A 24393-nucleotide genomic window follows, 5' to 3' on the forward strand; every position below is an offset into this window, starting at 1 on the left:
CCGGGGCTGTTCTATTCAGCCCCGAGTTGTTTCTGAATCACGACTGTTTTTGAATTACTTAGACGAGACTGAATCATGGCCCTCGACATTCACGCTCACCGCATCCTGATCCTCGACTTCGGTTCCCAGTACACCCAGCTGATCGCCCGTCGCGTGCGTGAAATCGGTGTTTACTGCGAACTGCACCCGTTCGACATGGACGACGAAGCGATTCGCGAATTCGCGCCGAAAGGGATCATCCTCGCCGGCGGCCCCGAGTCCGTACACGTCGCCGACAGCCCGCGTGCACCACAAGCCGTGTTTGACCTCGGCGTCCCGGTCTTCGGTATCTGCTACGGCATGCAGACCATGGCCGAGCAGATGGGTGGCAAGGTTGAAGGTTCCGAACTGCGTGAGTTCGGTTACGCCCGTGTTGACGTGGTCGGCAAGAGCCGTCTGCTCGATGGCATCGAAGACCATATCGACGCTGATGGCCTGTTCGGCCTCGACGTATGGATGAGCCACGGTGACAAGGTCACCAAAATGCCGCAGGACTTCCACATCCTGGCCAGTACTCCGAGCTGCCCGATTGCCGGCATGTTCGACGATACTCGTGGCTACTACGGCGTGCAGTTCCACCCGGAAGTGACCCACACCAAACAGGGCGGTCGCATCCTCTCGCGCTTCATCCTCGACATCTGCGGCTGCGAAGCCCTGTGGACGCCTTCGAAGATTGCTGAAGACGCCATTGCCAACATCCGCGCTCAGGTCGGCACCGACAACGTACTGCTTGGCCTGTCCGGCGGTGTGGACTCCTCGGTGGTTGCCGCGCTGCTGCACAAAGCCATTGGCGACCAACTGACCTGCGTCTTCGTCGACAACGGTCTGCTGCGTCTGCACGAAGGCGAGCAAGTGATGGCCATGTTCGCCGAGAACATGGGCGTCAAAGTGATTCGCGCCAATGCCGAAGAGCAGTTTCTCGGTAACCTGGCCGGCGAGTCCGACCCTGAGAAGAAGCGCAAGATCATCGGCCGTACCTTCATCGACGTGTTCGATGCCGAATCCTGCAAGCTCGACAATATCAAGTACCTGGCCCAAGGCACCATCTACCCGGACGTGATCGAGTCGGCTGGCGCGAAAAGCGGCAAGGCGCACGTGATCAAGTCGCACCACAACGTGGGTGGCCTGCCGGAAGAAATGAACCTCAAGCTGGTTGAACCCCTGCGCGAGCTGTTCAAGGACGAAGTCCGTCGTCTGGGCCTGGAACTCGGCCTGCCGTACGACATGGTCTACCGTCACCCGTTCCCGGGCCCGGGCCTGGGCGTGCGGATTCTCGGTGAAGTGAAGAAGGAATACGCCGACCTGCTGCGTCGCGCCGACCACATCTTCATCGAAGAACTGCGTAAAGCCGACTGGTACCACAAGGTCAGCCAGGCATTCGTGGTGTTCCAGCCTGTGAAATCGGTCGGCGTGGTCGGCGACGGCCGTCGTTACGCTTGGGTTGTTGCCTTGCGTGCGGTAGAAACCATCGACTTCATGACCGCGCGTTGGGCACACCTGCCTTACGAACTGCTGGAAACCGTCAGCGGCCGCATCATCAATGAAATCGAAGGCATCTCCCGCGTTACTTACGACGTGTCGAGCAAGCCGCCAGCGACCATTGAGTGGGAATAAGCTGAACAACAAGGGCGCCGTGAGGCGCCCTTGTTGTATCTGCCGGAAACGTTTACATCTGTTTACTCCGTGTACTGGCTGGAAGCTGGTGCTCGGACGAAAAGCGATGCCAGAATAGTGTCAACCTCACCGGGTCGCTGGATTCGGGTTTCGACAACATGGATGTGGACAGGCTGTGAACCAGCCTGCGTAAGGGATATATGGTTTCTATTTACGTGCGCGGTGAAGACAAGACCCGACAGATCACTGATTGGGAGATAAAAACAGCCAACGGTGACGGTCTGTCACTGGTCTGCCACTTTCTCTCCGGCAAGAAGTTTTTTAGCCCCCTAGAGGACTGCAAGGTCGTTCCTACCCGCGAGGTAAAAGGCCAACTTCTGCGCAAAAAGGGCAGTTCGGTGGCAGCCCCCTTCGAGACCGCTGCAATCTACGGCGAGAAATATGCCGTCATTCAGTATTCAGCAGGCAGGAAAAAGTACGCGTACAAGCTGGGCGATATCGAGTTCGTCACGGCAACGCAAATGAAGGACGAACCGGTATTCCGCTATTTTCATTCGGTAGCCAACGCCCGGATAGATCATGCCGAGCCTCAGGAGAGGCCGATCGCCGAGAATGTGTTGCGCCAGGTGGATGCAATCATTGCAAGCGCGGACACCGCACTGAACGCCTACTGCACCGGGCAGAATGGACGGTATGAGCAGACGGCGGGCTTCATCTTTCCTTTTGGTATCAATGAAAGCCAGCTTCAAGCCGTCGAGCAGGCCTTCACCTCGCAGATCAGTCTGATCGAAGGGCCGCCTGGCACCGGCAAGACGCAGACGATTTTGAACATTGTCGCCAACATCCTGATGCGTGGAAAAAACGTGGCGGTGGTGTCCAACAACAATTCGGCCGTTGCGAATGTCTGTGAAAAACTGGGCAAGTCCGGGCTGGATTATCTTGTCGCCACATTGGGCAGCAGAGAGAACCGCGAGGCATTCTTCGCCAATCCTCGCCCTCGGCCTTCGACGGAGCCTGAAGCCGCACCTTCGATGGAGCGAATTCAGTTCGTCTTGCAACAGCTCAAGGTTCTTCTGAGTGCGCGCAACGCCGTGGCGCAGCTGCAGATTGAAATCGATGAGCTTGAGGTGGAGCAGCGCTATCTGCAGCAATGGCAGCAGGATAACGGCGTACAGATAGCCGACCTGAACAAGTACAAGCTCTCCCCGCAAAAGAGCACGGACCTGATGGCATACCTGACACATCTTGCCGGCGGTCGCGTCAGGATCAAGGACAGAATCGAGCTGCTGTTCAACTTCAGGATTCTGCGCACCCGGCCATTTGATAACTGGGAGAAGCGCAAATCGGCTTTCTATGGCCTTCAGCTTCACTACTACGACAAGGCGTTGCAGGAAAAGAGAGCGGCACTGGCCAGCCATCAGCAAGCGTTGCACCGGGGTCATTACCAGGCATTGCTGGATGAGCTGACGAGTGCTTCGATGAAGTACCTGAAACAGCATCTGCATCAGCATGTACCGAACCCTGGGGCCTTTACGGCAGAAAATTACCGAGACCTGTTCGACGGGTTCTTGAAGCGTTATCCAATCATTTCAAGCAGTACGCATTCGATCATCAATTCGCTCAAACGCGGCACGGTGCTTGATTACGTGATCATCGACGAGGCCTCCCAACAAGACATCGTTCCGGGAATTCTGGCGCTGGGTTGCGCGAAGAACCTGATCATCGTTGGCGATAGAAAACAGTTGGCGCACATTCCGGCAAAGCTGGACATGCCAGCACCCAAGGACCATTACGATTGTGAGAAGCACAGCCTGCTCGATTCGTGCGTCAGTGTGTTCAATGGACTAATCCCGACGACCTTGCTCAAAGAGCACTATCGCTGCCACCCGCGAATCATTCAGTTCTGCAATCAGCAGTTCTACGACAACCAACTGGTTCCGATGACCCAGGATAGCGGAGAAAAACCGTTGTCGTTGCTCGTCACCGCCAAGGGCAATCACGCGCGCGAGAATACCAACCAGCGCGAACTCGACTCGCTGTTGGCAATGTTTGAAGGGCAGGGTGAAAGTGTTTGGGAGGACGCGGGCGGCAGGGGGTTCATTGCACCTTACAAGGATCAGGCCGCGCTCTCGCGCAAGCTTCTACCGGCTGACTTTGTCAACGAGACCGTGCACAAATTCCAAGGGCGCGAGTGCGACGAGATCGTCTTTTCCACCGTGCTGGACAAAAAAAGCAATGCTCAGGATCGTCTGGATTTCGTCGATGATGCACGCATGGTCAATGTGGCGATATCGCGCGCCAAGCATCGTTTCACTCTGGTCACAGGAGACGACGTCTTCACGAAGAACAACGGGCATATCGCGGCGCTGGTGCGCTACATCGAATACTACGCGCAGAAAGGACAGCTGCACCGCGCGCCGTTGATTTCGGCTTTCGACCTGCTCTACACGGAATACGACCAGTCGCTTGAACGGCTCAATACCCGATTGCGCAGAGAAGACTCCGAGTTCAAATCCGAGCAGATCGTGGCGCAGATACTGCGTGAGACGCTGGATCAAGAGGCGTGCCGGGGGCTCAAGTTCCAACCGCAGATCGAACTGAACCAGTTGGTTTCGACCAGCAATACAAACCTGACGCCTCGTGAGCGCGAATTCATGAGGAACGCCGCCAGTTGTGATTTCGTGCTCTATTTCAAAGTCGGGAAAACCCCGCTGGGGGTGATAGAGGTCGACGGTGGTAGCCATGACACGCCGGAGCAGGCGGAGCGTGATGCCTTGAAAGACAGCATCCTGAACAAGAACGGTATCCCCTTGCTACGTTTGCGAACCGTCGAAAGTCGCATTGAGGCCCGGGTCGCTGCATTTGTGAGCCAGTGGGCAACCGGCGTTTCGATGGCGTAGTGTGGGCTGCAGGGGCGCCGTGAGGCGCCTTGGCGATAACAGACGTTCGTTCGGTCGAGAGGATGGCCGCGACAATCCTTCACTTAATCTTTCTCAGTTGCAGGTGTATCGTATTCGCCGCGACCAGCTGACCTGCGTCTTCGTCGACAACGGCCTGCCGGAAGAAATGAACCTCAAGCTGGTTGAACCCCTGCGCGAGCTGTTCAAGGACGAAGTCCGTCGTCTGGGCCTGGAACTCGGCCTGCCGTACGACATGGTCTACCGTCACCCGTTCCCGGGCCTGGGCGTGCGGATCCTCGGTGAAGTGAAGAAGGAATACGCCGACCTGCTGCGTCGCGCCGACCACATCTTCATCGAAGAACTGCGTAAAGCCGACTGGTACCACAAGGTCAGCCAGGCATTCGTGGTATTCCAGCCGGTGAAATCGGTAGGCGTGGTGGGTGATGGCCGTCGTTACGCCTGGGTGGTCGCCCTGCGTGCGGTAGAAACCATCGACTTCATGACCGCGCGTTGGGCACACCTGCCTTACGAACTGCTGGAAACCGTCAGCGGCCGGATCATCAACGAAATCGAAGGCATCTCCCGCGTTACTTACGACGTGTCGAGCAAGCCGCCAGCGACGATTGAGTGGGAGTGATCCCGTTTTTAACTGATTGTCCGTAACACCCAACAGGCCCCGTGGACGCAAGTTCACGGGGCCTGTTGCGTATCAGGTACCGGGCACCTGGACCGGCCTGAGACCGATGAGCCTCAACGCCGACGAGAACTCCACAAGGCTGGGGTAGCGCTGGCCGCTAATGGAAGACCAGTTGGCTCGCTCAACGTAAAACGAGCCATGGTCCCGCTGTATCGTGGTACGAACGATTGATCCACTGCGACTGCGATGAATGAGCGTGGCTTGACCATCGATGTTCATCACCGTGCAGTCGCCCGGATTGCTTAGAGCCGTTTCCAGGGTTTCGGCCAGTGTGACACTGGGCGGTGTATCCAGTTGCAGGCGCAGATCGCTTTTGACCATCGTCAACGGGCGCCCGAATTCGTCTGTCGGAATACGGCCAGGGTCGACTTCTATTCCCCTCGCCGTGCCTGCAGGCGTACTTTCAATGCGCAAGCCAATGCCACCTTCAAGCTCGCTCAGACCGGGTACTCCTTCCCAGCTATTGGCATGACTGTCGCCCACTAACGCCACCCAACGATGAGCGCCACGGGCGGCCTGATCGGTCCGGATCACTTCATGGGAAAAGAAGTTCATCATTTTTTGGCGAAACGTCTTATCGACGCCGACCATCCCGGTGCTCTTGTAGCTGGCAAGGCAATCGATGGCCTGAATCCGGATGTGGCTTTTGCGGGCGGCCTTGACCAGTTCCAGAAAGGTGAATTGATCACTGGGGTCGGTTTTGAATCCGCGATCAAGGTGTTTCAAGTATTTTTCAAGACTTTCCGAAAGCGTTCCGGTTTTATTGAAAGCGTCCAGGTCGACCTGATGGAAATCTGTCAGGAGGTGTTCCAGATAGAGGGTTTTAACGTTCTGCTTGCTCAGAACCTCCATGTTTTCGATCAAAAATTGTTTGCTTGCCACACTTGAGTGGCTTTCGCCGATGATCAGCCCAGAGGCGCTGCGCAAGAGCTTCTTGATAATGCTCTTACTGTCGAGGCCAGGAGGCAAGGCCGGTATCTCGGGGCGGGCGGGCAATGTCAGGGATTCCAAGCGAGTGGTGGCGTCCCGGTACAGGGTTTTTCTCATGGCCTTGAAGTCGGCGACGGGGTTACTGCCATCAGGCTTGGGCAGGCTCTGCATATAGTCTTTGAGGTCGTACTTGGTCCCGCCTCCCTGGGCAATGTCGTTGAGGTCTTCGCGTATAGCCTGGGGCATATCGTAGGCGGTGGGTGGACTCTCGACGTCGGGCAGCGGATTGCTGGCGCGGCCCCATGGCCATAGCCCGTCGAACTTGCCACCGCCGAACAGGCCGGGTCGGTTGATGGGCTGCCAGTTGCCAGCCTCGTCCGGGCGGATAGGCAGGTTGCGATAGAACGAGTAAGGGTTGGCCGGGTCGATAATGACCCAGGTTTTCAGCTCGTTGACGTACCGCACCAGGTAGTAGCTGTCGTTGATCAACACATAGTTGCCACCGGTAGGTGGTTGGTAAATGCCCATGAATTTGCCTTCGGTAGCCACGGGCGACAAGCCGTCCAGAATTTCATTGGTTTCGAAAGCCGAAAGCAATTCTGCGCCTTCTTTCGCGTAAGCAGGGCCGGGGGCGAGTTGAGCAATCGGGGCAACACTGGACGCGTCTTCGAGCACCGGCTCGGCGATGTCTTCCTCAAGTGTGAAGGTTTCGCTGGCTTCAGCGGCTTCGGCGAGTTCCGATGCGCCGCGCAAGAAAGGCAAGTTGAACAGGGTTTCGATTCCGCTTGAGATGGCCCCTATCACCCCGGCTTTGCGATCAGCCTTGGTGCTGCCGTTAATCGCCTGGTCAATGTTTAACCCCATAGAGGCAATGCCTGCACCGACGGCGGCCAGCGCCACCGGCCAGCCAACGGCAGCCATGGAGCCGAAGATGCGGACGAAGGCATTCAGATAACCGATCCACATTTTTTCTCGCAGATCGCCATTGGAGTGCAATGACAGGTCCGCATCGCTGGCCATGCGTGCTTTCACCGAGTCGCGCAACCAGCTGAAGGCGTCCCCCGTGATCGGCTCGGCTTTCTGATTGATCAGATGGTGATCGCTTCGTCCCCACGTGGAATAGAGCAGGTCGATCATCGCGTTCAGGCCAACGTTGTCGTCATCTTGCTGCTGCGCGGCCAAGGGGAAATGGGCCATGAAACGAGCACGATTCTGTGCGTGATTGTTCTGCCCTAACAGCCACCAGTGCAGATCGGATGGGCTGGCAAAAATGTGAAAGCCGTCGATTTCACCCGGCGTGTACAGAATCTGCACGCCGTTGCGATCGGTGATGCAAAGAATATCAGTGGCGGTGTAACCCCCGATGTCCAAGGCGCACACGCGCAGTTGCGCGTCGACCGACGCTTGAGCTTCCAGCATAGAGCGGCTGATCGGCCACGTAACGTTGCCGGCAACCGCTTTGATCACGGTCTTGAGGTTTTCGTTGTTCAGTCGAGAGCCGTCGTGCTCGTCCAGCGCTTGAGACAGGAAGTTGAGCTTGGCAAGCGTGCGGAAATCGTCCGAATGGAGTGTCCAGAAGCGCTCCATTTTCTTCCGATAGAGTTCGCTGAAGTTGATGGCCCAGAGATCTTTCAGGACTTCGCTGGGGTACATCCGCACTTCGTTGGTTTCGTTGAAAATGGCGGCTTTGGGCCCCTCGTTGTAAAAGCCACCATAGCCATCGAGCAGGTCGGCGTTGTCCTGGTCGTGGGGGCGGAAACGCTTGACCAGCAATTGCGGCAGGGTCAAGGACTCGGAGGGTGTGGGGTAGTGCTCCCAGAGCAGGAAGGCCTTGGTGCTGCTGACCGACGTGTTGTTGAAGCGGTGCCACCAGACCTGGTCCGGGTCGATGCCTTTGACCCCGTGTTTGTCCAGGATGCCCTGGGCGGCTTCGTGGGCCAGGGCATGCAGGTCCGGGCAGGCCTCGGTAAAGGGCAGGACCAGCGCTTTGAGGTGTTGCTCGTCGGCTGGATCGGGTAGCAGGGACGGGGTGGTTGTATCAACTGAGTTCACTTCTCGCTCCTTGAGAAATGGGGTAAGAGAGGAGGGAACTATGACAACCAGGCCCGTTTGAATCTGTAGGATCGGGAGCTATCGGGACTTGCTGTCGATGGACGAGCCTTGTAAGTAAAGAGCCTCATCGAACACTAACAGGCGGGGCGCCGAGTCAGCGCCTGGCGATGTCCGAAAAATAAAACTTGTCCAGGGTATGCCGCGACTCGGTGTACTCGAACTGCCGCCCATCCTGCAAAAAGGTCTGGTTGCTGACCACGATCACGTGGCTCTGCCCCTCAAGGTCAAGGTGCTGCTGATCGTCCTTGCTCCGAGGCACCGCTTCGATGGTGCGCTGTGCGTAGGCGATCTGCAGTTGCAGGGTTTGCTCGATAAAGGCGTAGATCGAGTGCTCGGCAATGTCGCGGGACAATCCGGGAATCACGTCGCTGACGAAATGGTTGATGTCCAGAATCACCCGTTTACCGTCGATCCGCCGCACGCGTTTGATCCGCGTGATCAGGCTGCCTTCTTCGGCTTTCAGGTGTTCGAGCAAGGCGCCTTGCAGGGGAATCTGCTCGAACTCCACCACCTCGGTGCTGACGTCATTGCCCAATCTTGGGTAGGTTTCCTGAAAGCTGACGATGCCGCCTAGCTGGAACTCGATCGGGGTGGGTGACAGCACGAACGTGCCTTTGCCGTGGACTTTCTGTGCGAAGCCGCGCTCCTGAAGCAGTTCGATAGCCTTGCGCACGGTGCCGCGACTGGCCTGGTAGCTGTCCATCAATTCGGTTTCGGAAGGTAGCCGGGCGCCGCGTTCCAGACGTTCGGTGGTGATGCTGGCAAGCAGATCGCTGTAGATCTGGTTGTATTTACTCATGGGAATGGCTGCGTTGTGCTCAAGGCAGGAACCTTAAGGGCAGAGGTGGGGTTTGTCCATTTAGCGTTGAAATACTCACCCGTAGGAAATAGGGCCGCTGGTCGGCTTGTGAGTAAACAAATTGCAACTCGTCTGTACGAGTTGTTGCATTAACTCGTACAGACGAGTACTTTTCGCTTCGGCATGCTGCCAACAACAAAAAAACACAGTGGATGAAAAAGCATGAGCCACGATTACCTGACTATCGCCAGCGAGTTGCTTCATAGCCTCGGTGGTGCTGACAACCTCGAACAGGCCGCGCATTGCGTTACGCGTCTGCGCCTAGCCCTCAAAGACCCGCAGCGGGTCGACAGCGCGACGCTGAACCAGATCGACCTGGTCAAAGGCTCGTTTTTCACCGGTGGCCTGTTTCAGGTGGTCATCGGTCCCGGTGAGGTTGAGAAGGTCTACGCCGCACTGCGCGAGCAGACCGGTCTCGCCGCGTCGACCATCGCCGACGTGAAACAAAAGGGCGCCGACAAGACCAATGCCATGCAGCGTCTGGTGCGGGTGTTCTCCGATGTGTTCATGCCGATTCTGCCGGCACTGATCATTGCCGGCCTGTTGATGGGCGTGAACAACCTGATCGGTGCCAAAGGCATGTTCATTGCCGGCAAGACTTTGCTTGAGGCCTACCCGACGCTGGACGGTGTCTGGAGCCTGATCAATCTGATGGCCAACACTTCGTTCGTGTTCCTCCCGGCGCTGGTCGGCTGGTCGGCGGCCAAGCGTTTTGGCGGCAGTGAAATCCTCGGCATCGTGCTCGGCCTGATGCTGGTTCACCCGGACCTGCTGAACGCCTGGAACTATGGCAAGGCGGTGGCCGGGCTGGACGGCCAGAGCCTGCCGTACTTCGATATTTTCGGCTGGTTCAAGATCGAGAAGGTTGGTTACCAGGGCCAGATCCTGCCGATCCTGATGGCCGCCTACGTGATGAGCGTCATTGAAAAATGGCTGCGGGCACGTGTGCCGAACGCCATCCAGCTGCTGGTGGTGCCGATCACCACGATTGTCGTGACCGGTGTGTTGGCGCTGGCGGTGATCGGCCCGGTGACCCGTCACCTGGGGATTCTGATCACCGAAGGCGTGGTGACCTTGTTCGACCTGGCGCCGATGGTCGGCGGGGCGATTTTCGGTTTGCTCTATGCGCCGCTGGTGATCACCGGCATGCACCACATGTTCCTCGCGGTGGACCTGCAGTTGATCTCGACCCAGGGCGGCACGTTCATCTGGCCGATGATCGTCATGTCCAACCTTGCACAAGGCAGCGCGGCACTCGGGGTGTTCTACATGACCCGCAGTGCGCGGGACAAAAGCATGGCCTCGACCTCAGCGATTTCCGCCTATTTCGGTATCACGGAACCGGCGATGTTCGGCGTCAACCTGCGCTACAAGTTTCCGTTCTACGCCGCGTTGATCGGCTCGGCGCTGGGTTGCATGTTCCTGTCGCTGAACAAGGTGCAGGCCTCGGCGATCGGTGTCGGTGGTTTGCCCGGTTTCATCTCGATCATCCCGCAGTTCATCCCGATGTTCGTGGTCGGGATGGTCATCGCCATGGTCGTGCCGTTCGTGTTGACCTGTGGCTTGAGCATGAAGATTGTTCGGCCCGGGTATCGCGTTGCCTGACAGATCGCTATCGCGGGCAAGCCTTGCTCCTACAACGGCTTCGATCATCTGTAGGAGCAAAGCTTGCTCGCGATGAGGCCCTCAGGGTCAGTACAAAACCAATTGAAGGATTTGCGCCATGCAAGACTGGCAGCGTTCGGTGATCTACCAGATCTACCCGAAGAGTTTTCACAGCCACGCCGGCAACCCCACGGGCGATTTGCTCGGGGTGGCGGCCAAGCTCGATTACCTGCAATGGCTGGGTGTCGACTGCCTGTGGATCACCCCGTTCCTGCGGTCGCCGCAACGCGATAACGGCTACGACATCAGCGACTACTACGCCATCGATCCGAGCTACGGGACCATGGCCGACTGCGAGTTGCTGATCGCCGAGGCCGGCAAGCGCGGGATCAAGCTGATGCTCGACATCGTGGTCAACCACACCTCCATCGAGCACACCTGGTTTCAGCAAGCGCGCAGCAGCCTTGATAACCCGTACCGCGACTTTTACATCTGGCGCGATCAGCCGAATAACTGGGAGTCCAAGTTCGGCGGATCCGCCTGGGAGTACGAGGCACAAACCGGTCAGTACTTTCTGCACCTGTTCGACCACACCCAGGCCGACCTCAACTGGGACAACCCCAAGGTGCGCGCCGAGGTGTTCAAGCTGATGCGCTTCTGGCGTGACAAGGGCGTGGGCGGTTTCCGTCTGGACGTGATCAACCTGATCTCCAAACCGGCGGACTTCCCCGCAGACAACACCGACGGTCGGCGCTTCTACACCGACGGTCCGAACGTGCACCAGTACTTGCAGGAAATGCACCGCGAAGTCTTCGAAGACCATGACCTGATCAACGTCGGCGAGATGTCTTCCACCAGCCTTGAGCACTGCATCCGTTATTCGCGGCCGGACTCCAGAGAGCTGTCGATGACCTTCAATTTTCATCACCTGAAGGTCGATTACCCCAACATGCAGAAATGGGTTCGCGCCGATTTCGACTTCCTCGAACTCAAGCGCATCCTTTCCGACTGGCAGACCGGGATGCAGACCGGCGGTGGCTGGAATGCGCTGTTCTGGTGTAACCACGACCAACCGCGAGTGGTGTCGCGGTTTGGCGATGACGGCGAGCATCGGGTGGTGTCGGCGAAGATGCTCGGCACCGCGCTGCACTTTTTGCAGGGCACGCCGTTCATCTATCAGGGTGAAGAGCTGGGCATGACCAACCCGGGTTTCGAGCACATTGAGCAGTACCGGGATGTCGAGACTCTGAACATCTATCGTCTCAAGCGCGAGGCGGGCGAGTCCGAGGCATCGAGCATGGCCGCGATCATGCAAAAGTCTCGCGACAACAGTCGCACTCCCATGCAGTGGAGCGCGCAACCCAATGCCGGTTTCAGCAGCACCGAGCCGTGGATCGGCTTGCCGGCCAGCGCCACGCAGATCAACGTCGAAAACCAGCTCGACGACACGACTTCGGTGCTGCACCACTATCGCCAGTTGATTGCCTCGCGCCGCAGCGAACCGCTGATCCAGGACGGCGTGTATCGCCAGCTCTTGCCCACGCACAAACAGGTCTGGGTGTACCTGCGTGAAGGAGACGGCGAGCGGCTGTTGGTGGTGAATAACTTCTATGGCGCGGCGTGTGAAGTCGAGCTGCCGGAGCGGGTGATCACCGACTGCATGTTGCAACGCCAGGTAATCAGCAACTACCCGGACGGTGAGGTGCGCAAGCGGCAGCTGTTCCTTCGGCCTTATGAGTCGTTCGTTCTGCACCTGACCGACCACTAAACAACACGCTTTTCAAACAACTCGCAGGGCACTGCGCGGGGGGCTTCTTGCGCGCAGGTTTTGCCGGATGAACACAATAAAAATAATGGGGTGGCTCTTGAAAACAACAATAAATCGTAGCCTTGCAGCATCGTGCGTGTGCCTGGTTTTGCCGTTCTCGGCCCACGCTCTGGAGTTCGCCGGTTACCTGCGCAGCGGCGTCGGGACCACGGTCAATGGCGGCTCGCAATCGTGCTTCAAACTGCCCGGCGCAGAGTCGAAGTACCGTTTGGGTAACGAGTGCGAACAGTACGCGGAGCTGGAATTGCGTCAGAACCTGCTGACCCTCGATGACGGCTCGGTGCTCAGCGTCGATGGCATGGCTTCGCTGTACAACCAGTACGACCGCAACCTGACGTTCCAGGGTGACAACGGCTCGGTGCGGATGCCGCAGATGTATGCGCAATGGTCGAACCTGCCGAGCCTCAATGGCGGTTCGCTGTGGGCCGGTCGGCGTTACTACAAGCGAAACGACATCCACATTTCCGACTTCTACTACTGGAACCAGAGCGCCACGGGCGGCGGTATCGAGGACGTGAAGGTTGGCGACCTGAAATACAGCTACGCCTTCTCGCGCAAGGACAACCTGTACCAGAAGGACTACGTTACTCGACACGACTTCAACGTCTCAGGCTTTGATACCAACCCTGGTGGTGAGCTGGAGTTTGGCCTGAGCTACATCGACAAACCCGACCGTCGCGACGCGCACGCAGGCTGGGCAATCACCGCTCAACATGTGCAAAAAGACTTTTTCGGCGGCAAGAACAAACTGGCGCTGCAATACGGCGAAGGCCCCGGAACCGGGTTGGGCTACACCGGCGACGTGGGGCTGGACGACAGCAGCAAGAGCTACCGGCTGGTGGAGTTCTTCGACTGGCAAGTGACACCGCGATTTGGTGGTCAGGTCGAAGCGGTCTATCAAAAGGACATCCGCCCGGACGGTAACGGTCAGAACTGGATTTCCCTGGGCGTTCGTCCGGCGTATGCGATCACCGATCAATTCAAACTGGTGACTGAGCTGGGGCACGATCAGGTCGAGGCTCCGGGCGGTACGCGCAAGTTGAGCAAGTTCACCTTTGCCCCGACCTGGTCGCCCAAAGGCCCAGGGTTCTGGGAACGTCCCGAGGTGCGTTTGTACTACACCTATGCCAGCTGGAACGAGGCGGCCAAGCGTGCGGCCAATGAACTGGCGCAAGGTTCGGCGTTGTCCGATACCGGCGCGTTCGGCACGGCACTGCATGGTGCGAACGTCGGATTGCAGGTCGAGTACTGGTGGAAATAAGCGATGCTGTCGGGGCTCGCGCTCCATCGGCACTTCAAAGAACAAAACCGCAGGTGAAGTCATGACCCTAACCCAACCCTTGCAATTGCTGGCGCCGCTGTCCGGGGTGCTGATGCCGCTTGATCACGTACCGGATCCGGTGTTCGCCAGCCGGGTGATCGGCGACGGCCTGTGCATCGACCCGACGTCACAGGTCCTGTGCGCACCGTTGGCCGGCGTCGTCAGCAACCTTCAACACAGCGGTCATGCGATCAGCATCACCGATGACAGCGGTGTGCAGGTGTTGCTGCACATTGGCCTGGACACCGTGAACCTCGCGGGCCAGGGTTTTAGCGCCTTGGTCAAGCAGGGCCAGCGTGTCGAGGCCGGGCAGCCGTTGATCGAGTTCGACGCCGACTATATCACCCTGCATGCCCGCAGCCTGTTGACCTTGATGCTGGTGGTCAGCGGCGAACCCTTCAGTTTGCTGACACCCGACAGCGGTCTGGTGGCCTGTGCGCAGCCGGTGTTGCGCCTGAGCCTGGGCGATCCGCGTACCGTTGTTGCGCAGGAGGAGGGCGAAGCGCTGTTCTCCAAACCGGTCCACCTGCCTAACCCCAACGGTTTGCACGCACGGCCGGCGGCGGTCTTTGCGCAGGCGGCGAAAGGGTTTTCGGCGAGCATTTGCCTGCACAAGCAGCAGGACAGCGCCAACGCCAAGTCGCTGGTAGCGATCATGGCGTTGCAGACGGTGCATGGCGATGCGCTGCAGGTCAGTGCGGTAGGCGAAGATGCCGAATTGGCAATCAGCACGCTGGCCCAATTGCTGGCGGATGGCTGCGGTGAGGCTGTGACTCCGCTGGCGGTGGTAGCGCCAGTGGTTCAGGCAAAGGAAGTATCGACGAAGCTGTTGCGCGGTGTCTGCGCTTCGGCGGGTTCGGCCTTCGGGTATGTGGTGCAGGTGGCTGAGCGAACCCTGGAGATGCCTGAGTTTGCTGCGGATCAACAGGTGGAGCGCGAGTCGCTGGAACATGCGCTGAGGCACGCGACACAGGCGCTGCAACGCTTGCGTGACAACGCGTCGGGCGAGGCGCAGTCGGACATTTTCAAGGCGCATCAGGAATTGCTGGAAGACCCGAGCCTGCTGGAGCAGGCCCAGGCCCTGATCGCTGAGGGCAAGAGCGCGGCGTTTGCCTGGAACAGCGCCACCGAAGCCACCGCTACGTTGTTCAAGTCGCTGGGCAGCACGTTGCTGGCTGAGCGCGCGTTGGACCTGATGGATGTCGGTCAGCGTGTGCTCAAGCTGATTCTCGGGGTGCCGGACGGTGTCTGGGAGTTGCCGGATCAGGCGATTCTGATTGCCGAGCAACTGACACCGTCGCAGACCGCGGCGCTGGATACCCGCAAAGTGTTGGGCTTCGCCACCGTCGGCGGAGGTGCCACCAGCCATGTAGCGATTCTCGCCCGGGCCCTGGGTTTGCCGGCGGTGTGTGGTTTGCCGCTGCCAGTGCTGTCGCTGGCCAGTGGCACGCGGGTGCTGCTCGATGCGGACAAGGGCGAATTGCACCTGGACCCGGCAGTGTCGGTGATCGAGCAGTTGCATGCCAAGCGTCAGCAGCAACGCCAGCGTCATCAACACGAACTGGAACACGCTGCACGGGCAGCCGTCACCCGCGACGGTCATCACTTCGAAGTCACGGCCAACGTTGCTTCACTGGCCGAAACCGAGCAGGCCATGAGCCTCGGGGCTGAAGGTATCGGCCTGTTGCGTTCGGAGTTTTTGTATCAGCAGCGCAGTGTGGCGCCGAGTCACGATGAACAGGCCGGCACCTACAGCGCCATCGCCAACGCACTGGGCCCACAGCGCAATCTGGTGGTGCGCACGCTGGATGTCGGCGGCGACAAACCCTTGGCCTACGTGCCAATGGATAGCGAGGCCAATCCGTTTCTGGGCATGCGCGGGATTCGCTTGTGCCTGGAGCGTCCGCAGCTGCTGCGTGAGCAGTTCCGGGCGATTCTGAGCAGCGCCGGGCTGGCACGTCTGCACATCATGTTGCCGATGGTCAGCCAGCTGTCGGAGCTGCGTCTGGCGCGGCTGATGCTTGAGGAAGAGGCGCTGGCGCTGGGGCTCAAGGAGCTGCCGAAACTGGGCATCATGATTGAAGTCCCGGCAGCCGCGCTGATGGCGGACCTGTTTGCGCCGGAAGTGGATTTCTTTTCCATCGGCACCAACGACCTGACTCAATACACCCTGGCCATGGACCGCGATCACCCGCGACTGGCCAGCCAGGCTGACAGCTTTCACCCTTCGGTGCTGCGCTTGATCGCCAGTACCGTGAAGGCCGCCCATGCCCATGGCAAGTGGGTCGGGGTGTGTGGCGCGCTGGCGTCGGAGACATTGGCGGTGCCGCTGTTGCTGGGGCTTGGCGTGGATGAGCTGTCGGTCAGCGTGCCGCTGATTCCGGCGATCAAGGCAGCGATTCGCGAGGTCGAGCTCAGCGACTGTCAGGCCATCGCCCATCAGGTGCTGGGGCTGGAAAGCGCCGAGCAGGTCCGCGAGGCCTTGAGTTTGCAGCAGCAGGCAATGGTCGAAACTTCACAGGCGTTGGAGAACTGAACATGTTCGAGAAAATGCAACGGGCGTTCTGGAAGGCGCTGACCCCGGACCTGGTGGTGGATGAAGCGAAGGTGGTTGCTCATCCTGTCTCGGGCCTGGCAGTGAATATCGTGGCCGCGCTGGGCGGTGTGGATAACCTCAAATCCCAACAGCGCCTGGCCCTGACGCGGGTGCGGGTAGAGTTGAAAGATGCCGCGCTGCTGGACGCGACGGCCTTGCGTGCAGCAGGTGTGCCGGGGGTGATGACGTTGGCGGGTGGCGTGGTGCATCTGATTACGGGACTGTAGGCGCAAAAGTATCTGCACATCTGCGCCGCCGAACGCAGCCTCGCGCTGCTCGGCAGCTGCTACGGGTACAGGCGTAGTTATTCATCGCGAGCTTTGCTCCTGCGATAGGAAACCCGCGTTGCCCTTACTGTTTCTCAACCGCAGGTGTATCGTATTCGCCTTTTGCGGGCACAGGCCTGCCGCTGATACGTGAGGTTGTTGAGTTCATGTCCTTTACCCGTCGACAAATACTGGGTGGTCTGGCCGGTTTGGCAGTGGTGGGTGTCGGGGCCGGTGGTGCATCGCGTTACTGGCTGGGGAAAATGGCCGACGCCAGCGCGGGTCACGACTACGAACTGATCGCCGCGCCGCTGGATGTCGAACTGGTGCCGGGGCACAAGACCGAGGCCTGGGCCTTTGGTCCGTCGGCACCGGGGACTGAACTGCGGGTACGCCAGGGCGAATGGCTGCGGGTGCGCTTCATTAACCACCTGCCAGTGCCCACCACGATTCACTGGCACGGCATCCGTTTGCCGTTGGAGATGGACGGCGTGCCGTACGTCTCGCAATTGCCGGTGCTGCCGGGCGAGTATTTCGACTACAAATTCCGCGTGCCGGACGCTGGCAGCTACTGGTATCACCCGCACGTGAACAGCAGCGAAGAACTGGGGCGCGGACTGGTCGGGCCGTTGATCGTCGAAGAACGCGAACCCACCGGTTTCAAGTATGAAAAGACGCTGAGCCTCAAGAGCTGGCACGTCGATGAAGAGGGCGCTTTTGTGCCTTTCAGCATCCCGCGTGAAGCGGCGCGGGGTGGCACCGCCGGGCGTCTGGCGACCATCAACGGCATACCGCTGCCGATCATTGAGTTGCCGGCCGGGCAGATCACTCGGGTACGCTTGTTGAATCTCGACAACACCCTGACTTACCGCCTCAACATTCCCGGCGTCGAAGCGCAGATCTACGCGCTCGACGGTAACCCGATCGAGCCGCGTCCACTGGGCAAGGAATACTGGCTGGGGCCGGGCATGCGCATTTGCCTGGCGATCAAGGCCCCGGCGGCGGGTGAAGAATTGTCGCTGCGTAACGGGCCGGTGCGCATTGGCACCTTGCGTTCGGTGGTCAACAATGACGCGCCAACCCAGTGGCCGCCAGCGCTGCCGGCCAACCCGATTTCCGAGCCGGACCTGGCCAATGCCGAGAAGCTCAACTTCAATTTCGAGTGGGTTGGATCGGTGTCGGTGAACGTCGATAATGGCAAGCCGCCGAGCCTCTGGCAGATCAATGGCAAGGCCTGGGACATCACCGACAAAACCTGTGCCGACCGCCCGATTGCTACTCTGAAAAAAGGCAAAAGCTACATTTTCGAATTGAAGAACATGACTCAGTATCAGCACCCGGTCCATCTGCACGGCATGAGCTTCAAGGTCATTGCCTCGAACCGCAAAAAGATCATCCCGTACTTCACCGACACCTATCTGCTGGGCAAGAACGAGCGCGCTCAAGTGGCGCTGGTGGCGGATAACCCGGGGGTGTGGATGTTCCACTGCCATGTGGTCGACCATATGGAAACCGGCCTGATGGCCGCTATCGAGGTGGCCTGATGCGTCAGATACGCCCCGCGAAAATCATCGACCGTAGCCGCGATCAGGACTTCATGCGTGAAGCCCTGGCGCTGGCCGCGCAAGGTGCCGCCCTCGGCGAAGTGCCGGTGGGCGCGGTGCTGGTGCAGGACGGTGAAATCATCGGGCGCGGCTTCAATTGCCCGATCAGCGGCAGCGACCCCAGCGCCCACGCCGAAATGGTCGCAATCCGCGCTGCGGCGCAGGCCGTGAGCAACTATCGTCTACCGGGCAGCACGCTGTACGTCACGCTGGAGCCGTGCAGCATGTGCGCCGGTTTGATCGTGCATTCGCGGATTGCGCGGGTGGTCTACGGGGCGCTGGAACCCAAGGCCGGGATCGTGCAAAGCCAGGGGCAGTTCTTCACGCAGGGCTTTCTCAACCATCGGGTGCTGGTCGAAGGCGGGGTATTGGCCGACGAGTGCGGCGCGGTGCTGAGCGAGTTTTTCAAGGCCCGGCGCGCGCGATGATCGTTCCCACGCAGAGCGTGGGAATGATCGGGGGCGTTATTTACGGGCAACAATCACCGCGCGCATCGGCGCTGGCAGGCCTTCAATGGTTTTGCTGTGATCGTCCGGATCGAGGAAGTCGCTCAGCGACTGATACTTCATCCACTCGGTTCCGCGTTGTTCCTCGACCGTGGTCACGCTGACATCCACGCAGCGCACATCGCTGAATCCGGCACGGCGCAGCCAGAGCATCAGCGCCGGCACCGACGGCAGGAACCAGACGTTGCGCATCTGCGCATAACGGTCTTCCGGCACCAGCACCTGCTGCTCATCGCCTTCGATCACCAGCGTTTCCAGCACCAGCTCACCGCCCTTGACCAGGCAATCCTTCAGCGCCAGCAAATGTTCGATTGGCGAGCGGCGGTGGTAGAACACGCCCATGGAAAACACGGTGTCGAAGCCTTCCAGATTCGGTGGCAGGTCTTCAAAAGGAAACGGCAGGTGCCAGGCATTGGGCTCGGACAGGAAGCGCTGCACCGCCTGGAACTGGCAGAAGAACAGCCAGTTCGGGTCGACGCCGATCACGCTGTCGGCACCGGCGCCGAGCATGCGCCACATGTAGTAGCCGTTGCCGCAGCCGACATCGAGGATGCGTTTACCTTTGAGGTCCAGGTGCGGGGCGACCCGCGACCACTTCCAGTCCGAACGCCATTCGGTGTCGACGTGTACACCGAACAGGTCGAACGGGCCTTTGCGCCACGGCGACAAGCCCATCAATGCGGTACGCATTTGCGCGCGGGTTTCATCGTCGCAGTCGGTGTCGAGTGTCAGGCCGTTCAGCAGGTCGACTTCACTCGGCTGAATCTTCGGCAAGGCGTCCAGCGCACTCTGCCAGCGCTCCAGGTCGCCATGACCTTTTTCCATTTTTACGTCGAGTTGCGCTTGCAGGGTGTTGGCCCAGTCGGCCAGCGGCGTGCCGGCCAGACGGCGGGCGAGGGGAGACAGATCAATCATGGCAAGGCAATCAACGAGGCAAAGTTAAGACACTGGAACCACGGCACGACTTTCGAGAACCCGGCGGCCAGCAGGCGTTCGCGGTGTTCTTCGAGGCTGTCGGGCTTCATGACGTTTTCGATGGCGCTGCGCTTCTGGGCGATTTCCAGTTCGCTGTAGCCGTTGGCGCGTTTGAAGGCGATGTGCAGGTCGGTGAGCAGCGCGTGCTCTTGCGCGTCTTCGAAGCGCAGTTTTTCCGACAGAATCAGTGCACCGCCCGGCACCAGCGATTGATGAATACGGCTGAGCAGTGCCGTGCGCTGCTCCGGGGCGATGAATTGCAGGGTGAAGTTCAGCGCGACCACCGAGGCCGGCTGGAAGTCGAGGGCAAGAATGTCGCCTTCGATCACCTCTACTGGCAGCAACTCCTGGAACATCGAGTCCTGGCCGTTGAGGTATTCGCGGCAGCGCTCGACCATCGCCGCCGAGTTATCCACCGCGATCACCCGGCAACCGTCGGTGCGCACGTGACGGCGCAGGGCCTGGGTCACCGCGCCCAGCGACGAACCAAGGTCGTAGAGCACGCTGCCCGGCTGGGCGAACTGCGCCGCGAGCACGCCGAGGTTTTCGACAATGGTCGGGTAACCCGGCACCGAGCGCTTGATCATGTCCGGGAACACCCGCACCACGTCCTCGTTAAAGGCGAAGTCAGGCACCTGGGCCAAAGGCTGGGCGAAAAGGCGATCGGATTCTTTGCTCACGGCGGTTCCAGCGGCGGATGTGGAAAAGGCCGGCATTTTAGCCAACTTGGCGCGCGGATGCGCGGGTTGTCTGATAAACCGCCTACAGGCGCTGAAGTTTGCGTCGTCAGTGAAACCGCTATCGCGAGCAAGCTCGCTCCCACAGTGGTTCTGAGTCGGGCACTTACTATGTGTGCAGCACAAATCAAATGTGGGAGTGAGCCTGCTCGCGATGGGTTCAGCGCGTTTTTTGGTGGAACGCCGACGCCGTAATCCCCCATTGCCCCAACCAGTAGCTGAGGATGATCACATAGGGAGCGGCTTCAAACGGCACTACAAAACGGCTGATGCCAATCACGCTGTCCGAGAACACAAACGCCAGCGCACCACCTGCGGCCAACAGTGCCGAGCGCTTGGGCACATCACTGTCCAAACGGGCCAGGGCACGCCAAAGCATGGCGCTGATGGCCACGCCGTAAACGATCACCGGAAGCAGCAACGGCCCCAGGCCATGGCTGATCAGGATCCCCAGCAGCACGGCACCGACGCCTAGCGCGAAGATCAGCGGCACCAGCGCCAAGCGCCGGCAATCACTCAAATAGGCTTTCAAGTACACCAGGTGCGCCACCAGAAACGCGCCGAGGCCAAACACGAACAAATCCCCCGGCCACGCCAGCAGCACGTCGCCGAGCACGGAAAACATCAGGCCAAGGCTGATCCAGCGCCGATAGTCGCTGGGCGGTGCGTCGTGCAACCAGCCGAGCAGCGCCAAAACGGGCAACGGTTTGACCAACAGACAGAGCAGTTCAGCGTGAACGCTCACTCCGTAAAGAAAGGTCACCGCGCCCATCAGCGCCAGAATCAGCCAGCCCATGATCAGTTCACCGAAATCGCGCAGTCGAAGGTTTGCGCGGGCTCGACTTCCGGTTCCCACGGCTGTTGATAAGTCAGACGCAGACGCCCGTTGCCCACAGCGAACGCTTGAAAGCGCCAGGTCGATTGCCCGCCACTGCCCACCAGCCCGCTGTTCTCCGGGTTGGTGTAAACCTCAGGGCTGATCGCCCGCAGCACGCCACCGGCCGAATCCTGGATCGCCCAGCGATAACCGGTGGTCGGGTTGCTCGGCAGTGTCAGGATCAGGTGTTGCCCGTTGTTCAGCTGCACCGGGCATTCGCTCTGTTTTTCCACCGTCACGTTCTGTTTCGGTTGAGTGGCGCAGGCGGCCAGCAGGACGAGGCTCAGGGGGACAAACAGGCGGGTGGGGGACATAAGGTCAGCGGCTCCGGTATTCACGACGAACGGCGAGCATAACCGAAGATGAATCAAAGTGTGACGGGATGGATGATCGTTCCCACGCAGAGCGTGGGAACGATTAGGTCGCGGAGGTCAGAACAACACCTTCGCCACATCCGCAAAGCGCTTGGCGAAGTGCACGGTAATCCCTTCCTTCAAGTAATCCGGCAGTTCCTCAAAACTGCCACGGTTGGGCTCCGGCAAGATCAGTTCGAAGATCTTCTGCCGGCGCGCCGCGATCACTTTCTCGCGCACCCCGCCAATCGGCAGCACGTGCCCGGTCAGCGTCAGTTCACCGGTCATGGCCACGCCTTTTTTCGGTGGCTGATTGCGCGCCAGCGAGAGCAGGGCGCTGGCCATGGTCACGCCGGCGCTTGGGCCGTCTTTCGGTGTTGCACCTTCGGGTACATGCAGGTGGATGAAGGCTTCGTCGAAGAACTTCGCGTCGCCACCGAATTGCTTGAGGTGCGAGCTGACGTAGCTGTAGGCGATCTCGGCCGATTCCTTCATCACATCGCCCAGTTGCCCGGTGAGCTTGAAGCCGCGGTTGAGGGTGTGAATGCGCGTGGCTTCGATCGGCAAGGTTGCGCCGCCCATGCTGGTCCAGGCCAGGCCGGTAATGACCCCGGTGCCGGACAACACTTGTTCGTTGCGGAACACCGGCATGCCGAGTGAGGCTTCGAGGTCTTTGGGGCCGAGCTTGATCACAGCTTTCGGTTCGTCGAGCAGCTTCACGACGGCTTTGCGCACCAGTTTGCCCAGTTGTTTTTCCAACTGGCGTACCCCGGCTTCGCGGGCGTAACCGTCGATCAAGGCTTTCAGCGCGCTGTCGCTGATGGACAGGCTGGCTTTGGATACCCCGGCTTTCTCAAGCTGTTTTGGCCACAGGTGACGCTTGGCGATGGCGACCTTTTCTTCGGTGATGTAACCCGACAGGCGAATCACTTCCATCCGGTCGAGCAAGGGACCGGGAATCGAGTCCAGGGTGTTGGCGGTGCAGACGAACAGCACTTTCGACAGGTCCAGACGCAGGTCGAGGTAATGGTCGAGGAACTCGACGTTCTGTTCCGGGTCGAGGGTTTCCAGTAACGCCGAGGCCGGGTCGCCCTGGAAGCTTTGGCCCATCTTGTCGATTTCGTCGAGCATGATCACCGGGTTCATCACCTCAACGTCTTTCAACGCCTGGACCAGTTTGCCCGGTAGCGCGCCGATGTAGGTGCGGCGGTGGCCCTTGATCTCGGCTTCGTCGCGCATACCGCCGACGCTGAAGCGATAGAACGGCCGCCCCAGCGACTCGGCGATGGATTTGCCGACGCTGGTCTTGCCCACGCCCGGTGGGCCGACCAGCAATACGATGGAACCGGCGATCTCGCCTTTGTAAGCGCCGACCGCGAGGAATTCGAGGATCCGGTCCTTGATGTCGTCGAGCCCGGCGTGGTGTTTGTCGAGGACTTTTCGCGCGTGTTTGAGGTCGAGTTTGTCCTCGCCATAAACGCCCCACGGCACTGCTGTCGCCCACTCCAGGTAGTTGCGGGTGACGGCGTATTCCGGCGAGCCGGTTTCGAGGATCGACAGCTTGTTCATTTCCTCTTCGATGCGTTTCTGCGCCTGCGGTGGCAGGACCTTGCCCTCCAGCCGCTGCTCGAATTGCTCGACGTCGGCACTGCGGTCGTCCTTGGTCAGCCCCAGTTCCTGCTGGATGACCTTGAGTTGTTCCTTAAGGAAAAACTCGCGCTGGTGCTCGCCGATCTTGCGGTTCACTTCGGCAGAGATTTCTTTCTGCAAGCGCGCGACTTCGACTTCCTTGCGCAGCATCGGCAGGACTTTTTCCATGCGCTTGAGCATTGGCACGCAGTCGAGCACTTCTTGCAACTCGCTGCCGGTGGCCGAGGTCAGGGCGGCGGCAAAGTCAGTCAGTGGCGACGGGTCGTTGGGGCTGAAGCGGTTGAGGTAGTTTTTCAGCTCTTCGCTGTACAGCGGGTTGAGCGGCAGCAGTTCCTTGATCGCGTTGATCAGCGCCATGCCGTAGGCCTTGACCTCATCGGTCGGCTCGCTTGGCTGGTGCGGGTATTCGACTTCCACCAGGTACGGTGGGCGATGGTGCTTGAGCCAGGTTTTAAGGCGAACGCGGGTCAGGCCCTGGGCGACGAATTGCAGTTTGCCGTTTTCGCGGCTGGCGTGATGGACCTTTACCAGGGTGCCGTAGAGCGGCAGGGCAGAGGTGTCGAAATGCCGTGGGTCTTCCTGCGGGGTGTCCATGAAGAACAGCGCAAGCGAGTGATGTTCGGACTTGGCGACCAGGTCGAGGGTTTCGGCCCAGGGTTCTTCGTTGACGATCACCGGCAGTACTTGCGCCGGGAAGAACGGGCGGTTGTGAATCGGGATGATGTAGACCTTGTCCGGCAGGTTCTGGCCGGGCAGGGCCAGGCCTTTGCCTGATGAGGTGGGGTGTTCGGCGTTTTCGGGGTCGGCGTAGTCGCTTGGGTTATCCGGGAATTCTTGCTGGTCGCTCATGGGGCACCTGCGCAATGGGGTATGAGGGATAGATGGGGCAGGTGGTGGGTGGTTTCAATGGGGGGGAGTTGTTAG

The 24393-nt window shown here is 59.6% G+C and carries 16 protein-coding genes and 1 pseudogene; 10 read left to right on the forward strand and 7 right to left on the reverse strand.

Annotated features, from left to right (window positions below; all coding sequences use genetic code 11):
* Positions 1–75: 75 nt before the first annotated feature.
* The 3 genes and pseudogenes from guaA to FPT12_RS06460 form a co-directional block, all read left to right on the forward strand.
* The gene (gene guaA, locus FPT12_RS06450) at positions 76–1653 is read left to right on the forward strand and encodes a glutamine-hydrolyzing GMP synthase (RefSeq protein WP_145015141.1); all 1578 of its coding nucleotides are present in this window, start codon (positions 76–78) and stop codon (positions 1651–1653) included.
* A 200-nt stretch (positions 1654–1853) separates the two neighbouring features.
* Entirely contained in the window at positions 1854–4553 is a 2700-nt protein-coding gene (locus tag FPT12_RS06455) for an AAA domain-containing protein (protein WP_145015142.1), read from the forward strand.
* Positions 4554–4704: 151 nt separating this feature from the next.
* A pseudogene (locus FPT12_RS06460) lies at positions 4705–5190 on the forward strand (GMP synthase (glutamine-hydrolyzing)); the annotation flags it as partial.
* 72 nt (positions 5191–5262) lie between these two features.
* Here the strand turns inward: FPT12_RS06460 and FPT12_RS06465 are convergent.
* Together FPT12_RS06465 and treR are read right to left on the reverse strand one after the other, a co-directional pair.
* Positions 5263–8232 (reverse strand): membrane-targeted effector domain-containing toxin, encoded by a 2970-nt coding sequence (locus FPT12_RS06465; protein ID WP_145015143.1) that lies wholly within the window; start codon positions 8230–8232, stop codon positions 5263–5265.
* Between the two features lie 154 nt (positions 8233–8386).
* Positions 8387–9091 (reverse strand): trehalose operon repressor, encoded by a 705-nt coding sequence (gene treR / locus FPT12_RS06470; protein ID WP_145015144.1) that lies wholly within the window; start codon positions 9089–9091, stop codon positions 8387–8389.
* Positions 9092–9313: 222 nt separating this feature from the next.
* Here treR and treP point away from each other — a divergent pair, with 222 nt between their 5' ends.
* From treP to tadA, 7 genes are all read left to right on the forward strand, one after another.
* Positions 9314–10756 carry a PTS system trehalose-specific EIIBC component gene (treP, locus tag FPT12_RS06475; RefSeq protein WP_145015145.1) on the forward strand — a complete coding sequence of 481 codons (1443 nt, stop codon included), beginning with the start codon at positions 9314–9316 and terminating at the stop codon, positions 10754–10756.
* A 118-nt stretch (positions 10757–10874) separates the two neighbouring features.
* Positions 10875–12524: an alpha,alpha-phosphotrehalase gene (gene treC / locus FPT12_RS06480; protein WP_145015146.1), complete on the forward strand. Its 1650-nt coding sequence runs from the start codon at positions 10875–10877 to the stop codon at positions 12522–12524.
* Positions 12525–12621: 97 nt separating this feature from the next.
* Entirely contained in the window at positions 12622–13845 is a 1224-nt protein-coding gene (locus FPT12_RS06485; protein ID WP_145015147.1) for a carbohydrate porin, read from the forward strand.
* 61 nt (positions 13846–13906) lie between these two features.
* The gene (ptsP, locus tag FPT12_RS06490; RefSeq protein ID WP_145015148.1) at positions 13907–16441 is read left to right on the forward strand and encodes a phosphoenolpyruvate--protein phosphotransferase; all 2535 of its coding nucleotides are present in this window, start codon (positions 13907–13909) and stop codon (positions 16439–16441) included.
* Positions 16442–16443: 2 nt separating this feature from the next.
* Complete coding sequence (locus tag FPT12_RS06495) at positions 16444–16728, forward strand: PTS transporter subunit EIIB (RefSeq protein ID WP_145015149.1); 285 nt, start codon at positions 16444–16446, stop codon at positions 16726–16728.
* Positions 16729–16934: 206 nt separating this feature from the next.
* Positions 16935–18311: a multicopper oxidase family protein gene (locus FPT12_RS06500; protein ID WP_145015150.1), complete on the forward strand. Its 1377-nt coding sequence runs from the start codon at positions 16935–16937 to the stop codon at positions 18309–18311.
* Positions 18311–18799 carry a tRNA adenosine(34) deaminase TadA gene (gene tadA / locus FPT12_RS06505; RefSeq protein WP_145015151.1) on the forward strand — a complete coding sequence of 163 codons (489 nt, stop codon included), beginning with the start codon at positions 18311–18313 and terminating at the stop codon, positions 18797–18799. Before FPT12_RS06500 ends, tadA begins: the two co-directional genes overlap by 1 nt.
* Before the next feature lie 36 nt (positions 18800–18835).
* On the opposite strand, the gene cmoB is transcribed toward tadA, so the two are convergent.
* The 5 genes from cmoB to lon form a co-directional block, all read right to left on the reverse strand.
* Positions 18836–19792 carry a tRNA 5-methoxyuridine(34)/uridine 5-oxyacetic acid(34) synthase CmoB gene (gene cmoB / locus FPT12_RS06510; protein ID WP_145015152.1) on the reverse strand — a complete coding sequence of 319 codons (957 nt, stop codon included), beginning with the start codon at positions 19790–19792 and terminating at the stop codon, positions 18836–18838.
* Positions 19789–20568 (reverse strand): carboxy-S-adenosyl-L-methionine synthase CmoA, encoded by a 780-nt coding sequence (cmoA, locus tag FPT12_RS06515; RefSeq protein WP_178098629.1) that lies wholly within the window; start codon positions 20566–20568, stop codon positions 19789–19791. Before cmoA ends, cmoB begins: the two co-directional genes overlap by 4 nt.
* 181 nt (positions 20569–20749) lie before the next feature.
* Positions 20750–21385, reverse strand: a complete 636-nt coding sequence (locus FPT12_RS06520; protein WP_145015154.1) for a lysoplasmalogenase — start codon at positions 21383–21385, stop codon at positions 20750–20752.
* A gap of 2 nt (positions 21386–21387) precedes the next feature.
* Positions 21388–21780: a protease inhibitor I42 family protein gene (locus FPT12_RS06525; RefSeq protein WP_145015155.1), complete on the reverse strand. Its 393-nt coding sequence runs from the start codon at positions 21778–21780 to the stop codon at positions 21388–21390.
* A 117-nt stretch (positions 21781–21897) separates the two neighbouring features.
* Positions 21898–24318, reverse strand: coding sequence for an endopeptidase La (lon, locus tag FPT12_RS06530; protein ID WP_145015156.1), 2421 nt, complete (start codon positions 24316–24318; stop codon positions 21898–21900).
* Positions 24319–24393 lie beyond the last annotated feature (75 nt).

It is taken from the genome of Pseudomonas sp. H3(2019) (assembly GCF_007713465.1).
In the GTDB taxonomy this organism is placed as follows: Bacteria; Pseudomonadota; Gammaproteobacteria; order Pseudomonadales; family Pseudomonadaceae; genus Aquipseudomonas.